The 14,897-nt window shown below is 70.4% G+C and carries 12 protein-coding genes, 1 tRNA gene and 1 pseudogene; 6 read left to right on the top strand and 8 right to left on the bottom strand.

The window, feature by feature from the left end; genetic code table 11:
• Positions 1-20: 20 nt before the first annotated feature.
• The 3 genes from WMF45_RS23115 to WMF45_RS23105 form a co-directional block, all read right to left on the bottom strand.
• Positions 21-1,832 carry a hypothetical protein gene (locus WMF45_RS23115; protein WP_437719012.1) on the bottom strand — a complete coding sequence of 604 codons (1,812 nt, stop codon included), beginning with the start codon at positions 1,830-1,832 and terminating at the stop codon, positions 21-23.
• A 126-nt stretch (positions 1,833-1,958) separates the two neighbouring features.
• On the bottom strand, positions 1,959-3,029 hold the full coding sequence (locus tag WMF45_RS23110; protein WP_437719011.1) for an HmuY family protein: 1,071 nt from the start codon (positions 3,027-3,029) through the stop codon (positions 1,959-1,961).
• Entirely contained in the window at positions 3,026-4,924 is a 1,899-nt protein-coding gene (locus WMF45_RS23105) for a TonB-dependent receptor plug domain-containing protein (RefSeq protein ID WP_437719010.1), read from the bottom strand. Before WMF45_RS23105 ends, WMF45_RS23110 begins: the two co-directional genes overlap by 4 nt.
• A 579-nt stretch (positions 4,925-5,503) precedes the next feature.
• Between WMF45_RS23105 and WMF45_RS23100 the strand changes: the two genes are divergently transcribed.
• The 3 genes from WMF45_RS23100 (at position 5,504) to WMF45_RS23090 (ending at position 6,686) form a co-directional block, all read left to right on the top strand.
• A tRNA-Glu gene (locus WMF45_RS23100) sits at positions 5,504-5,578 on the top strand.
• A gap of 24 nt (positions 5,579-5,602) precedes the next feature.
• Positions 5,603-5,938, top strand: a complete 336-nt coding sequence (locus tag WMF45_RS23095) for a universal stress protein (RefSeq protein ID WP_437719009.1) — start codon at positions 5,603-5,605, stop codon at positions 5,936-5,938.
• 115 nt (positions 5,939-6,053) lie between these two features.
• Positions 6,054-6,686: a hypothetical protein gene (locus tag WMF45_RS23090; protein WP_437719008.1), complete on the top strand. Its 633-nt coding sequence runs from the start codon at positions 6,054-6,056 to the stop codon at positions 6,684-6,686.
• A gap of 205 nt (positions 6,687-6,891) precedes the next feature.
• Here the strand turns inward: WMF45_RS23090 and WMF45_RS23085 are convergent, their stop codons facing one another.
• Both WMF45_RS23085 and WMF45_RS23080 read right to left on the bottom strand, forming a co-directional pair.
• Entirely contained in the window at positions 6,892-7,674 is a 783-nt protein-coding gene (locus tag WMF45_RS23085; RefSeq protein WP_437719007.1) for a helix-turn-helix domain-containing protein, read from the bottom strand.
• Positions 7,675-7,925: 251 nt separating this feature from the next.
• Positions 7,926-8,252 (bottom strand): hypothetical protein, encoded by a 327-nt coding sequence (locus tag WMF45_RS23080; protein WP_437719006.1) that lies wholly within the window; start codon positions 8,250-8,252, stop codon positions 7,926-7,928.
• Between the two features lie 276 nt (positions 8,253-8,528).
• Here WMF45_RS23080 and WMF45_RS23075 point away from each other — a divergent pair, with 276 nt between their 5' ends.
• Together WMF45_RS23075 and WMF45_RS23070 are read left to right on the top strand one after the other, a co-directional pair.
• On the top strand, positions 8,529-10,034 hold the full coding sequence (locus WMF45_RS23075; RefSeq protein ID WP_437719005.1) for a cytochrome P450: 1,506 nt from the start codon (positions 8,529-8,531) through the stop codon (positions 10,032-10,034).
• Positions 10,031-10,522 (top strand): nucleoside deaminase, encoded by a 492-nt coding sequence (locus WMF45_RS23070; protein ID WP_437719004.1) that lies wholly within the window; start codon positions 10,031-10,033, stop codon positions 10,520-10,522. Before WMF45_RS23075 ends, WMF45_RS23070 begins: the two co-directional genes overlap by 4 nt.
• A gap of 228 nt (positions 10,523-10,750) precedes the next feature.
• Here WMF45_RS23070 and WMF45_RS23065 read toward each other — a convergent pair whose 3' ends face one another.
• Positions 10,751-11,818, bottom strand: coding sequence for a hypothetical protein (locus tag WMF45_RS23065; RefSeq protein WP_437719003.1), 1,068 nt, complete (start codon positions 11,816-11,818; stop codon positions 10,751-10,753).
• Positions 11,819-12,016: 198 nt separating this feature from the next.
• On the opposite strand from WMF45_RS23065, the gene WMF45_RS23060 reads away from it, so the two are divergent.
• On the top strand, positions 12,017-13,093 hold the full coding sequence (locus tag WMF45_RS23060) for an ABC transporter substrate-binding protein (protein ID WP_437719002.1): 1,077 nt from the start codon (positions 12,017-12,019) through the stop codon (positions 13,091-13,093).
• A 66-nt stretch (positions 13,094-13,159) separates the two neighbouring features.
• On the opposite strand, the gene nudC is transcribed toward WMF45_RS23060, so the two are convergent.
• A complete protein-coding gene (gene nudC, locus WMF45_RS23055; RefSeq protein ID WP_437719001.1) occupies positions 13,160-13,969 on the bottom strand; it encodes an NAD(+) diphosphatase in 810 nt (269 codons plus the stop codon).
• 114 nt (positions 13,970-14,083) lie between these two features.
• Positions 14,084-14,869, bottom strand: a pseudogene (locus tag WMF45_RS23050) (ABC transporter substrate-binding protein); the annotation flags it as partial.
• Positions 14,870-14,897: the final 28 nt, after the last annotated feature.

Here is a 14,897-nt window from a genome sequence, read left to right as displayed (position 1 = left end):
CGGCCGCGGCGAGCGCGGCCTCACCGCGCGGCGGCGCGGGTCGCCATCCGCTCGACGACCCCGTCGGCGTCGGCGGTCAGGCGCGCGGCGAGCGCGCGGGCGGCGGCGGGCGAGGCGGACGCGACCCCCTCGACGGCGCCGAGCCGCGCGCGGCGCGGGAGGCGCGGGTCCGCGGCGAGGGCCTGGAGCTCCGCGATCACCCGCGCCGAGGCGGAGGAACGCGCGGCGGCGCGGCCCGCCGCGGTGAGGGCGCGCGCCCTCACGTACGCCGGCGCGCCGGGATCGCGGCCGACCGCGAGCAGCCGATCGGCGTCGGCGCCGGCCTCGCGGAGCAGCTCGTCGAAATCCGCGCCCCGGGCCGCGCTCTGGCCGCAGAAGTGCCCCGCGAGCAGCGCCGCCGCGTGCGGCGGGAGCGCGGCGGTGGAGGCGAGGTGGTCGGGTGCAAACGGGCGAGCACCCTCGCCCGGAGTCGGCGGCGCGATGGGCGCTCCGCTCGCCGGCGTGTCCGCGTCGCCCGGGAGCGGGACGGCCGCCCCGCCGCCCTGCTCGACGATCCCGCGGTAGAGCGCGCTCGCCCGCACGATCGCCGTCTGTTGCGGTGTTATCGTGCCCGAGAAATCGCCCCCCGTCGGGAACATGAGATTCCCGAAATCCGGGCAGCGGTCTTCCAGCGACCTCACGTTGTCGCACTGCGGGGTGTCGTCCAGCGGGTCGCCGAAGTCAGCGTCGAGCTCGGTCGTATGGAACAGCCCGGCGAGATGGCCGAGCTCATGGCGCAGGATGAAGCTGTCGACCGAGGGCTCCTCGTAGAGCGTGACAACGATGCCGCTCAGGTGGGTGCCGTGCTCGACAGCGACCGAGGGCACGGCGGGCGTCACGCCGGACGCCTGCACGATGCTCCCCCCGAACGCCGTCACCGCGATCACGTTGAGGGCCGGACGGCCGGGGGCGCCGGCCGTCTGCTCGAGCAGGCCGGGGAGGAGCTCGTCGTCGATGAACTCCCACTCCGAGCCCAGGTGGCGGATGTTGATGCTGCCCACGCCGAGGCCCACGTACCCCTCGTACGCGGCGAGCAGCGCGCGCCGCATGTACTGCTCGGAGACCGCCTCTCCGGCGATGAAGGCGTTGATGTCGATCTTCCCGCCGTGAAAGCGCCCGTCGAGCGTCCGGCGGTGCCACACCGAGAGGCGCACCGGCTCTACCAGGGGGCCGACTCCGCCGTTGCCGAGCTTGATCCAGTAGACGCCCGGCGCGAGCGGCGCGGATGCGTCCGCGCCGGTCTGCGGGACGGCCGCCGCGCCGATGCCCTGGTTGAAGAAGGCGGCCATCGTGCCTGGGATTGTGTAGTCGGCCGCCAGCAGCCTGCCGTCGGGGCCGCGGATGCTCTCGATCCCGATGGGCTCGAAGCTCGGCGATGACGCCATGATCTCGGCGACGGCCGTGAAGCCCAGGGTGCCCGGCTCGATGGTCACCGGGACGGCGCCGTCGATGTCGACGTTGTTGTGCTCTTCCTTGACGAGGGGCGGAATCGGTGGGGCCCCCCCCTCGCCGATGCTGCCGCCTTGACCGGCCCCGGAGGAGCCTTGCGGCGCGGAGCTCGCGGTGTCTCCGGAGCTCCAGGAGCCGCCGGAGCCGTTGGAGCCGTCGGGCGGCGGCTCGAACCCGTCGACCACCACCCTGCCGCCGCAGGCGCCCGCGACGAGGGCCGCGAGCGCGCCCGCGGCGAGGAGAGCGCCTCCCCGAACCTGCGTTGCCCGGCGCTCGCCGCCCGGCTTCCCGTCCACGCGAGACGGATCGAGGACGCTCGATGCCGGTGCAAGCAACGTTGACATAAGCATGCTCCTGCGTCGGTAAGGGCCCTCCCTCACCGCGCGCGCAGTATGCGCGGGCTCTCGCGCGGTGTCACGCGCTGCGCACGCTCGTGACCTCGGCGGGGTGTGCGATGCCGTGAGCGGCGCTCATTGCACTTGCTTGACGCGCATTCTCACCCGACCTGGAGATGCTTCCGTCGCGCCCTCGAAGCGCTCGATGACGATCACGAAGCGCGATACGCCGTCCGCGCCCTGGACGAGCCACGCGGCGTCCTTGGCCGGCGCGGGGGGCGTCGCGCCGGGCTCGAGCCACCGCCCCGTGAAGGCGGTCGCGATGTGGTCGCCGCGGTACGGGACGGCGGGATCGGAGAGGGCCGCGTGGTCGGCCGCGTCGAACCGCGCCTGCTCCGACGCGGCGGTGCGTCCCTTGATCTCGGCGAGATCCTCGGAGTCCGACGCCTCTGCCTGGAGGTCGGCGGCGCGCGTGGTCCCGGGGCCGCCGAGCTCGCCGTTGACGCTGACGAGCGACCTTCGGAAGCAGAGGTTCCAATCCGTCGACGCGCGCGCCTCTTCGGGCGTGAGCATCAGCTGCCGGTTGCCCGCGAGGTCGAGGCAAGCGCTCGGCTCGGTCTCGGGTGCGTCGATGCCGCCCGCGGTCGCGTCGAGATCCTGGATGTCGACGGTCGGGCCGGAGCCGTCGGGGAGCACCTCGGCGTAGCGGAGCTGATACAGCGCCGTGACCGGCGCCCCGTCCACCTCCCCGTAGAAGGAGAAGATCTGGAGCTTCCAGTACCTGCCCTCGTGCTCGATCGCGTGGACGTGGTAGCGGCTGAAGGCGACGTGCTCCTCGCCGTCGTAGGCGTACCAGCGCGAGAAGGCGCCGCCGGAGTCGTCCGTGAGCAGGAAGGGGGTGCTCGGCAGCTCACCCGCTCTGTAGTCCTCGAGGCCGATCGGCAGCGCCCCGCCTTCGCCGGGGCCGCTGAGGCCGCTGTTGGTGAAGACGTCGTAACCCGAGAGCGCGAGATCCCAGTCGGTGGACGCCGCGCCGTCGCCTTCCGGGAGCGCGATCTCCGGCGTGGCGAGGCGGAGGAAGACGCGGCCTGTGGCCGGCACGTCGACCTCGAGGAGCGCGCCGTCGTCCGTGGTCCCGGGGTCTCCGCCGTCGCCGCACGCCGGGGTGAGCAGGAGAAGCGCCGCCGCGACCGATCCTCTTGTCATGAGTCCTCCCACGGTAGATCGGCGCGGACGCCGACGTAAAATGTGCGCCCCTCGAGGGGCCGGTGATCGCCGCGGCGCTCAGGGTCCTTTTGCGCGCCAAGCAGGTTCCTGACGCCGAGATACGCTTGTGATGAAGGCCAGAGCGGCCGCGCGAGCCGCGCGTCGAGCGTCGTGAACCCGGGCGCGTACAGGTCTTCCCCGGCGCGCGGGTCTCTCTCGACGAACGCGCCGCTGATGGTCCGGAGACGGGTGACGAGCTCGATCCGGAGCGGCAGATCGGCGCGGAGCGACGCCTGCGCCGTGTGCGGCGGTTTGCCGGAGAGCGGCTGTCCGGGATCGGCCGTGTCGTCGCGTGTCCAGAGGTAGGCGTAGCCGGCCTCGACGCGGAGCCACGGTGTGGCCTGGAGCGTGGCCGAGAGATCGAGGCCAGCGGTGCGCGCCTCGGCGATGTTCGTGTAGGTGTACGTATCGACGCCGTCGGAGGAGCTGACGGGCTTCGGGTCGACGTCGATCAGGTTGTCGACCCAGTTCGAGAAGGCGCCGGCCCGCGCCGTGATCCCCTCTCGGGGGATCCATGTGACATCGCCGTTCACGCCCCAGGACGTCTCGGGGGCGAGCTCCGGGTTGCCCTCGAGGATGTAGCCGAGGCTCGAGTGGTCGAACGAGAAGCCGAGCTCCTTCGCGCTGGGGGCGCGGAATCCCCGCCCGCCGGAGACGCGCAGCGTGAGCGACGGCGAGGGCCGGTACGCGAGGGCGAGGCGTGGGGCGACGACGCCGCCGTAGCGGACGCGGAGCTCGCCGCGGACGCCGGGCATGACGGTGAGCTCGTCGGTGAGCTTCCACCCGAGCTGGCCGTAGAGCGCGGCGCTGCCGAGCCGGGTGCTGGGCACCTCGTCGTTCGGTGGGATCTCCTCGGTGCCGGAGGTGGTCACGTCGGTGATCTCGATCACCTGGTCGAGCGTCTCCACCTCGGCGCGCGCCCCGGCGACCCAGGTGCGCTTCCCGTCGGCGACGGTGGCGATCGCCTCGTAGCTCTGGAGGGTGCCCGAGCGCTCGCGCAGTTCTTTGTAGGGCGAGCCGCGCTGGTCGCGGCCGCTCGATCGGAAGGCCCATTGCTGGCCTGCGGCGAGGCGCAGGCTGGAGCCGCCGCCGAGGTCGAGCGTCTCGGCGAGGTGCAGGGTGATGCGGTCGGTCACCTCGGGGAGGTCGTAGAGGTAGACTCCCAGGACGGGCCGTTCTTTCTGCTCGACGCCGTCCTGCTCGTCGTGGATCCAGCGCGCGCGGAGCCGCAGGTCGATGCCCCTGCCGAGCGCGGCGCCTGCGCGCAGGCCGAGGAGCGTCTGGGCGCGCTCGGGCAGGGCGGTGGGGGCGTCGGCGCCGGCCTCGGGATGGGCGATGTTCTCGGCGGGCTCGACGAGGGAGAGGCTGTCCTCTCGCTGGAACGAGGCGTCGGCGCTCACCCAGGCGCGCTCGCCCCTGTAGGCGCCCGATCCCTGGAGGACGAGCCCGGCGCGGCTCCGGCCTTCGAGGCGGGCGCGGCCGCTGAAGCCGGGGTGCTCGGGGGGCGCGGAGAGGACGTTGACGACGCCGCCGATGGCGCTGGTGCCGTAGAGCGAGCTGGTCGGCCCGGTGACGAGCTCGATGCGGGAGACGTCGCCGAGCGGGAGGGACGAGAGGTCGATGGCGCCGCCGGCGTCGCCGATGACGCGCTCGCCGTCCTCGAGGACGAGGACGCGGTCGAGGTCGAAGCCCTGGATCTGGATGGCGCTCGGGTTGCCGAGCGCGCCGTAGGCGCTCGGGTTGACCTGGACGCCGAGCTCGCCGTCGAGCGCCTCACCGACGTTGGTGGCGCCGCGGCGCTCGGCCTCGTCGCGGGTGACGACGCGCGTGCGCACGGTGGCGCGCTGGCTGCTCTCCGGGGTGCGGGTGCCGGTGACGACGACCTCGAGGGGAGGCGGCGCGGTGGGCGAGGGGGGAGGCGGTGGAGAGGGAGGAGGCGAAGGGGGAGAGGAAGGCGAAGAAGAAGGCGAAGAAGCGGGAAGAGGAGAAGGGGAAGGGGGCGCGGCCGAGGGCTGCGCGGAAGGGCGCTGCGCGAGCGCAGGGCGCGAGAACGCGGCTGGGACGAGCGCCGGGAGCGGGCAGAAGGCGAGCAGCGCGGCGCGCGTCAGGCGCCGGCGCCGGGGCACGGTCCTCCCTGGGACATCGGAACGGCAGGCTCGAGGCGCGGGGACGGCAGCATGGGGAGAGCTCGGCCTGTGCGGCGTTCGGTGGATCGGGTGAGGTGGGGTGGGGGATGGTCGCCCGGTTCAGGGCGGTCGTCCAGCGGTTCGGGGGGCGGTTCGGGGGCGGCGCGCGCCGCGGCTGCGGGGGGTCGCGGGGCGGGAGCGGGCCCGACGGCGGAAACCCCAACGGGCGACGCGAGTTGGGCTTGCATTGCTCGACGACGGACGGTAGGGTCCCGCGCCGAATCGCCGGTCCCCATCGTCTAGCCCGGCCCAGGACTCAGCCCTTTCAAGGCTGCTACGCGGGTTCGAATCCCGCTGGGGACGCAATTCATTCATTATTTCAAGCACTTGCGACGCGTTGAGCGTCGGCCGAAGGTTCAGGCAGATGCCGCACGAAGTGCGGCAACGCTACTGGGCCTCCGGGTCTCCGAGCGCTTCTTCTCCGGATTCAGGACCGAGCAGCTCCACCTCGCTCCAGAGCGCGTCGAGATCGAGCGAGAGTCCCTCCAGGCCGAGATTGCGCAGGAGCTCGCGCGCGCTCCGTACGATCTGCTCGTGCTCGGGGGCCACGATCATGGGCCTCTCGGTCAGCTCTACCTCGGGAGCACGGTCGAGTCCGTCGTCGCCCGGAGCCGGGTGTCGTTAGCGCTTCTCGTCGCGCACGGGGGACCCGAGATCCAATGAGGTGAGGCTCCGGGGGAGCGCGCATGGGGGCCATGTCACTGCGGGCTCCGTCCAATGCGTGGCGTGTGAAATAACTCACGCGACAGCGGCGAAGGGGGCGGGGAATGCTGGACGCGTGGAGAGCCTGCGCTTCGATTTCGGCGCTGGTGGTGAGCTGCACCTGTTCGGACGGGAAATGCTGCGAGAGGGCGTCGAGCTGAGCGCCGCTGGGTTGATCCGGATGCCCTCCGAGGGGTCGAGCCCTGATACGTGGTTCCATGATGCCGGCGGCTCGACTGTGATCCGGGACGAAGCCGGCTACAGGTTCTCCATGGCATCGCTGGTCAAGCTTGGCGCGTGCCCCGGTGAGCCCATCGCCGGTGAGATCGTCTACGACTTCGAAGCAGATGTGCTCTCGGGGCCAATCGAGGGAGCGCCGAACGGCGACGGCCAGAACTCGAGCGAGTTCTCGTATGGCCCGGATGCGCATGGCGGCCATGTCTATTTCGATCGTGGCGGAGTGCTCCATGTCGAGGTCGACGGGAACGAGATCGTCAGCGGTTATCTCGTGATCCCGGGAGAGCGCCTCGGCACCCCGGCGGTCTACTGTGTCGGAGGCGGCTCCTACAGCAAACGTGAAGACTCCGCCTTCCCTTTTCCCCGGGACGCAGTGTACGTGATGACGGATCTGTCCCGGCTCGGCGCGGGGGCGAGCATGGCTCCAGCCGCTGGTTCTCTGCAGGGATGCTACGACTTCACGAATCCATGAGCTGCGCGGCGCCCGGGTGGTCTGCTTCCCTGTGGGCGACGGGCGCCGAGCCGAAAACGCGGTGCGCCTCCGGACCAAAGGGCATGAGGAGGTCAGGGAGAATTCGTGGGCTTCTCTTCCCGCCTTCCCGCCTTCCTGTTGATGCTCTCTGGCTCTCAACCTGATTGCAACGCACCGCGACGATCTCGTGCGTGAGCGGAATCTTCTACTCCGCGAGCGCGGTGTCGGCGGTCTGTTCCAGCTCCGCAGGGCTGGTGGGCGTCGCAGGTTTCACGCGCTTGAAGGGCCGGATCCCGCCGGACGAGACGAGGCTGTACTCGGCGCCCCTCGCTGTCCCGGCTCTCGCCACGCGGCCGCGAGCCACGAGCGCGCGAAGCGTGACGTACACGCTCCCGTTCGGTAGCCCGCTGCGCGTGGCGATCTCCGTCGCCGTCCCTCGCACGAGGGATCGAACGGTTTCGAGCACCACGGCCTCCCGATCGCTCGTGGAGTCTCCCGTCGCGGTCATCGTGCCAGCCGTGGTTCGGTCCGCGCCGGATGCCGGTGCTGAGGTCCTCCTCGTGGACCGTGCCGCCGTCGAGGAGCTTGACGCTGCCGAGAGCGCGCCCTGCTTCCCGCTCCTCGTGGACGGTGCCGTCGTCGAGGAGCTTGACGCTGCCGAGAGCGCGCCCTGCTTCCCGCTCCTCGTGGACGGTGCCGTCGTCGAGGAGCTTGACGCTGCCGAGAGCGCGCCCTGCTTCCCGCTCCTCGTAGGCCTCGCCACGCTCCTTTGGGCGTGCGCGGGCCCCTTCCGGGGCTTCGGCCCCTTCCGGGGCTTCGGACGGCGCTCCGAGGAGGCGTTCGCCGCTGGCCGTCCCAGGTCGGCCAGCATCGTCGTCACAGTCCGGTGCGCTGCGGCGCGGTGCTCCTCCTGAACTCGTTCGACCAGGCTCAGGATGTCCTTTATAAAGCGGTCCACCCGCTCCTTGATCGCGTCAGAGGCGTTCATGGGGGGCGCCTTAATAGCACGAACGCTCCGGCAGTCGAGAGCTTGCAAGCAAGCTGGGCCGGTCTTGGCAACCGGTGGCCTCGCCTACGTGCGCAAGGAGCCGGATCCCGAAGGCCATCCGCGCGCGCCGCGCCGGCATGTCTTCGGCAACGTCGAGCGCGCTCTCGGGTCAGGCCCCGCCGAGCGGACTCGCCAGGCGCGCGGGAACAAGCGTCCGGTCGAATTCCGCTGCCGCGCCTCCCGGCACCCGCTCACGCCATGGAGGCGAAGGGAGCGGGGAGGGCCTTCCGGGCATCCTCGAGGTGGCGGTCGGCGTCGAGCGCCGGCCACCGATGCGCCTCTTCATGAACCCCCTGGAGCACGGCCCTCGCGGCGGCGCATCCCAGCGCCTCCACTTCCGAGTCCGCGAAGACCACGAGCCCCGGGCCCGCGCAGCGCGTGTCCGACAATGCGGTGTTGAACGTATAGGTATAGGCACCACGGCAATCGGTGAAGCTCGGTTCGCGCGTCTGGGTAGGGCCGCCGCGAACCCCGCACCCCGCAGGACGCCGCGGGCGATCGACCTCTGCCGTTGACACCGCATGCGCAGTGCGAGAGGATGAGCTGAAGCAGCGATCATGAGGGCATCCACAGGCCCAGCCGCTGCCGCCCCGTCTCGCGCTGTTCGATCGTTGACGACGGATAAATCGGACGAAGACAGACGCGATGCCGTGAGGGGGGCGGGTGGCACGACACGGCGGAGGATCATCCAGGGCAGCCGACACATGGCGCCCGTCGGCGAGCGTGGCAATCGGCTCTTCCCTCAACAGCGGTCGTGACGCTCGCTCCTATGCGAGCGTTGGAGTCACCATTCCATGCAAAACACATCTCGATCGCAGGTGGATAGCAGCGCTCCCCAGTCGCTCACCGGCCGCACCCGGCGGAAGATCGTGCGGGCGCTCGTCCGTGCCGAGGCTCGGTCCAACGGGGCGGGGCCGCCGCGGCTGGGGGCGATCGTGCCGGGCATCGGCACGGCGATCGCGCTGCTGGCCGACCCGACCGAGCTCCAGCGCGCAGGCCACGAGGCGCTCGGTGATGTATTTACCCTATCGCTGTTCGGGCTCCCGCTCACGTTCGTCGGCGGCAAGGACGCCGCAGAGCGCTTCATCGACGCGGGCGAAGAGCTGAGCCTCGTGGACGCGTACCGGCGGCTCGCCGGCAAGATCCTCGGCGAAGACCTCTTCGTCGAGGTCCAGCCCCACGTGCTTCGCGCGCTCTCCGGCGCGTCCGTGCGTCGCCAGAGCGGCCCTCTCGCGGATTTCACGGCGCGGTTCCTGCGTGACCGGCTCGCTGGCGGTGAGATCGACGCGCTCGCGCTCGCCAACGACCTCGTGCTGCACATGGCTTGCCGGTTCGTGTGCGGCGACACCATCTCAGAGCCGCTGTGCGACGAGCTCGCGCGCCAGTTCCACATCCTCGAGAGCGAGCTGAACCTCACGGGCTTCTTCCTGCCCATCGAGACGCCCTCGGCGAAGCGCCGCAAGCAGGCGCGGGAGCGCATCATCTCGATCTTCACGAGCGAGGTGCGGCGCGTGGCGGCCGAGCGCAGCGCTGACCCGGAAGGTTATCTCCATGCGGTGATCACGAGCGCCCTGGGAGACGAGCCCACGGCCGCGACGCCCGAGCAGCTCCGCAATGCCGCGCTCGCCGTGATGGGCGCGGTGCTCGGCGCGCACACGAACACGGCCATGAGCCTCGCCGCGAGCCTGTCGGAGCTGCTGGAGCACCCGCGGGCGCTCGCGGCGGTGCTCGAGGAGCAATCTCGCGTCCTCCAGGACGGGCAAGCCCTCGATCTCGGCGCGCTCTGCCGCATGCCGGTGTTGCTCCGCTCGATCAACGAGTCGCTGCGTCTCCATGGCAATGGCGGCCTCTGGCGGCTCTCGCGGAGGCCGGTGGAGCTGGGCGGCCACCTGATCCCGGCCGGCAGCCTCATCGGGATGTCGATGGGGCTTGTCAACGGCGACTCGTCCTTCTACCACGATCCCGCTCGCTACGAGCCCGAGCGGTATTGCGACATGAAGACCGACGCCTTCCAGAGCCCCGCGGTCAAGGATCGACGGTTTGGCGCGTTTGGGCTCGGCCATCACCTCTGCCCTGGCCGGACGCTCGCCTATACGATGTTGGGGATCGCGCTCACCGTGCTTCTGCGCGACTTCCGGATCGAGGTGCTTCGCCGGCCGCGCGCATGGCTCGACCTCATGATGGGCGGCATGGCACGCCCGGTCGGTCAGCTCCGTATCCGGGTGACGCCTGCACGCCGCGCGCCCGCAGGCGTGATATCGCGCTCGATCTCGGTGAGCGGTGAGGTCGGTTTACCATGACCCATCCCGTAGACGACCCCCTGGACGCCGGCTTCATGCAGCTCGCCGTGGACGCCTCGAGCGACGGCCTGCGCGCAGGCAACATGCCGTTCGGCGCGGTGCTCGTACAAGGCGGCCAGGTGCTCCAGGTGAGCTTCAACCAGCGGCGCACGGCCAACGCAGGGCAGGGCGACTGCACCGCTCACGCCGAAGTGGTGTTGATCCGCGAAGCGACGGCGGCGCACGGCCCGGAGGCGCTCGAGGGCGGCACCGTGTACGCCAGCGGGGAGCCTTGCGCCATGTGCTCGGGGGCGTTGTTCTGGGCGGGGGTGAGCCGCATCGTCTACGCAGCCAGCACGCCGGACATCATCGCGGCGCTCGGCGGGCCAGCGCTGCCGGTGCGCTGCCACGAGGTGCTGGCGAACGCCTCGCCCGCCGTGCGCGTGGACGGGCCGATCCTGCGAGAGGCCGCCGTGGCGCTGCTGCGGAGCGCCGTGGAGCGGTCGTAGCCCGCTCCGCGCCCGACAGGCCATCAGCGTTACTGGAAGGAGACCCTCGATGTCGTCCGCGATCTCGAGACCGGGTGCGCGCGTGGGCGCGCACTCCGAGCGCATGCGCCTCGAGCGCCTCGAGGTCATCGCCGCCGACCCGGAGCCGTCCCGCGCCGCGGCTCGTTCCCGGCGGCCCCCACCAGCTCGGTCGCCACGCAGCCCGCGGGGCGAGCGCGACGTATCCGCTCAGAATGCGATCGTGGAGTACGGGCAGCGCTTCTTGATCTCGTCCACATCGCACGCCTGAGGGGGCATGCAGTTGAACGAGGACGGGCAGCTCGGGTCCTGCTCGCAGCCGCAGCCGCACTCGTTGGAGACGTGGGTCAGGCCTCCGGTGCAGGCGAAGTCGATGAGCGCGCACTCCTCCGGGCTGGTGCTCACGTACTGGCGCCACCACTCGCTCGACGGGTCGCATCCGCAATACCGCTCGGTGCACGCCACGCCCCCGCCGGCGGTGCAGGTGCAGGTGTTGCAGCCGTCAAGGGAGGGGAAGCTGTCGCCCTGCTCGTACCCCACACCTCCGTAGGTGCAGGCCTCCAGACAGCCCTTCTCCGTGCATGCGACGCTGCCATCCCCGCCGCACGTGCAGGTGTTGCAGCCGTCGAGGGCAGGGAACCGGTCGCCCGGCCTGTACGCCACGCCTCCATACGTGCAGCCTTCCGGGCAAGCCACGTCCGTGCATACGATTTGGCCGTCCGCGTTGCACGTGCAGGTGTTGCAGCCGTCGTCCGGTGGGACCGGCGCCCCCGCCGCGTAACCGATGCCGTCTCGTTCGCAGCCGTGACACCCGATCTTGGTACAGCCGACGCTCCCGGAGCCCGAGGGATCGCAGGTGCAGGTGTTGCAACCGTCGGACGCCGGGAAGGACTCACCGGGCGGGTACGCGAGCCCGTCGTAGATGCAGCCGCCGGTGCACTCGATCAGCGTGCAGGCGACGTTCCCGTCCTCCATGCAGAAGCAGCTGTTGCACCCGTCCCCGGCAGGGAACGACTCGCCCTGCGCGTGCGTGACCCCTCCCCACGTGCACTCGGCGATGCACGCCATATCGGTGCAGGAGACGTTCCCGTCCTCCGAGCAGAAGCAGCTGTTGCACCCCTCCTTGTCACGAAATTCGTCGCCGGGGCTGTAGTCGACGCCGTCGTACTCACAGGTCGTCCAGCCGAGCGGTCCGCAGCCCGCGAGCGCGCCGGAAAGGGCGAGCGCGAGCGAGAACACGGCGCCGAGATGAAGCCACGTAGGTCGAAGGTCTGTCATTGGATTCGCTCCTGTGCCAAAGAGTGCCAGGGCCGCGCGTGGGAAGATCCCGAGAAAGGCGCGCGGTTTGATGCACGACGGCGTTCAAGAAAAACCTGTGCCAGGCACGTCGAGGGCCGCGCGTTCTGACGCGTGCGCCGGTTCCTCGGCAAGAGGAGAGGCTTGTACTACAACGGATGGTAGTCTAATATAACGGATATGACTGCTCCGCGCCCCCTCCCTGCTGACCTGCTCCGCGCCGCGTTGCGCGCCGTCCACCTCTTCGCCCTGCTGGTGTCGTGCGGCGCGGTGGGCTGCTCGCGCGACGACGCTCCGCGTGCCTCCGCCGCCGGATCGGAGGGCGAGTTCGAGACGCTCGAGCTCCGCTATCAGGGCAACAACGGCACGGTGTCGCCGATCGAGCTCGCGGAAGATCTCGGTTACCTCGCGCCGATCCGCCTGAATTTCATCGGCAGCACGGTGAGCGGCCCGCAGAGCGTGCAGGCCGTGGTCACGGGCGACACCGACTTCGGCGGCGCCTTCAACGGCGCCATCGTCAAGCTGATCGCGGCCAAGGCGCCCATCATCGCCGTCGCCGGCTACTACGGTGTCGACGAGCAACGTCAGAGCGGCTTCTTCGTGCTGAACGACAGCCCTCTGCGCACGGCGCGCGATCTCTTGGACAAGACGATCTCCATGAACACGCTCGGCGCTCACAGCGAGTTCATGGTCAAGGAGTTTCTGTCGCGGGGCCAGCTCGCGCCGGAGGAGGCCCGGCGCGTCACGCTGCTCGTCGTTCCCCCGGTGAACGGCGAGCAGCTGCTCCGCGAGAAGCAGGTCGACGTGGCGACGCTCGGCGACATCTACCGCGATCGCGCGCTCGAGCGCGGCGGCATTCGCTCGCTGTTCTCGGACTATGAGCTCTACGGGAAGTTCACCGCGGGCAGCTACGTGATGAAGACGAGCTTCATCAAGCAAAACCCCAGGACCGCGCGGCGCTTCGTCGAGGCGACGGCCAAGGCCATCGAGTGGGCCCGGGACACCCCGCGCGAGACGGTGGTGGCGCGCTGCATCGCGCTGATGAAGAAGCGCGGTCGGAACGAGGAGGACTCGGCCATCAAGTTCTGGCGCAGCTACGGCGTCGCCGGCAAGGGCGGCCTGATCGCGGAGCGCGACTTCCAGGTCTGGATCGACTGGATGGTCAAGAGCGGGGAGCTCAAGCCGGGCGAGATCTCCCTGAGCCGCGTCTACACGAACGAGCTCAACCCCTACGCGAACGAGCAGGCCGCGAGATAGGCAACGTCGGTCGACGGGGGGACGGCCTTTTGTGCGGGCCACGTTCGCCGGCGAGGCGGCCGTCGCTCAAGACAGGGGCGCGGAGCGCTGGACGAAGGCGTCGATCAATCGGCGCGCGATGCTCACCTTGGGCGGGAGGTCGGGCAGCTTCTCGCGCGAGAACCAGTCGGCTTCGACGATCTCGTGGCCGTCCGGCGTGAGCGCGCCGCCGGCATACGTGGCCGAGAAGCCGATCATCAGCGAGCGGCCGAACGGCCACGGCTGGCTGCCGAAATACTTCAAATCACGGATCTGAACGCCGACCTCCTCGCTGACTTCTCGCGCAGCCGCTTGCTCGAGCGACTCGCCGATCTCCACGAAGCCTGCCACCGCGCTGAAGCGCCCGGGCGGAAAGCGCGCGCTGCGCGCCAAGAGCACGTGATCGTCGCGCTCCACCAGCACGATCACGGCGGGCGCGATCCGCGGGTGCACGCTCAACCCACAGCTCGGGCAGCGCCGCGTCTGCTCACCGACGCTGGGTTCGCGCCCGTCGGAGGCCGCGGCGTCCTGCTGGGTGGCTGTTCCGCAGCGCCCGCAGTGGCGGTGCGTCTCGTCGAACTCGACACCAGCGAGCGCGCGCCCCAGGATGTGCAGCGTGGGCTCGGGCAGCTCGGAGAAGAGGGAGCGGACCGAGGCGAACGCGAGCTCGGCCGGAAGCTCGACGCCGGGCCGAGCTCGCGCCGCGTACCAGCCGCGACCCTCGAACCTGCCGAGGAACACCGGTGGATCGGCGAACGCCCCGAGGGTATCGCGCCGGCCGAGGAACAGCCCGCCGGCGCGCTCCACGACCACCTCGAGCCCGCGCACGATCACCACCACATCTTCGTTGACCATCATAGCGGAGCGCCAGGGTACCAGGCTCGCCGAGCGCCGCCAGCGCCGCGCACGACAGCTGGCGGCAGAAGCTCGGGTCGCCTCATCCGGCAGCTCCGCCTCGAGCTCCTGGCTGCGTCAGGGCAGCGCGCGGGGCTTCCAGAAACCTTCGAGCTTCTCCTCTTTCAGGACTTGATCGAGGAAGCTGCGGTCGACCCAGGGCTCGAAGTCGAACGTCGTGCGGATCAGGCCCAGGCGCCTGGCATCGGCGATGCTCGCCTTGTAGCGAGCGATCACGTACGCGTCCACGAGCGGGCTGTCCCTGTCTCGCGCCGATTCGCCGGCCCAGTCCTCCTTGAAGGCCGCGAACGGGACGCCTGAGCGCGACCAGATGCGGTATGCCGCGCTCAGGTCCTTGTCCTGATCCGCGAGCCATTTCGCTGCCAGGACGTACTGCCGCACCACGCGCTTGGTGATCTCCGGGTACTTTCGGATGAAGTCCTCGGAGCCGATGATGGTGCTGTTGCAGGTGTAGCGGGGGTCGCCCTTGGTCGAATAGATGATGCGGACGATGCCTTGATCGCGCTGGGCGAGCAGGTCAGGGCCGCCGATGGCCGCGTCGACGTCCTTGGTCGCCAGCGCCGCCTTGGTGGTCGCGTTGTCCATGTTGATGGCGCGGGTGTCGCGCTCGCTGAGCCCGTTGGCCTCCAGGATGCGCGCCGCCGAGAGCTGCAAGCAGGTGCCCTTGAACACGGCGAAGCGCTTGCCCTTGAGATCCTTGATGCTCTGGATCGGCGAGTCCGCGGGCGCGGCGATGTACAGGTTGCTCTTCGGCCCGCTCGCGAGGATGCGCGTCTTCAGGCCGCCGGCGCGCCCGATGATCGACGGCAGATCGCCGAGCAGCGAGAAATCGGTCAGCCCGTTGGCGTACGTCTCTGAACAGCTGTTTCAT

The sequence above is a fragment of the Sorangium sp. So ce448 genome, from assembly GCF_051520915.1.
Lineage (GTDB): Bacteria > Myxococcota_A > Polyangia > Polyangiales > Polyangiaceae > Sorangium > Sorangium cellulosum_B.
The sequence above is the reverse complement of the archived record's forward strand: the minus strand, read 5'-3'. Positions and strand labels throughout refer to the sequence as shown.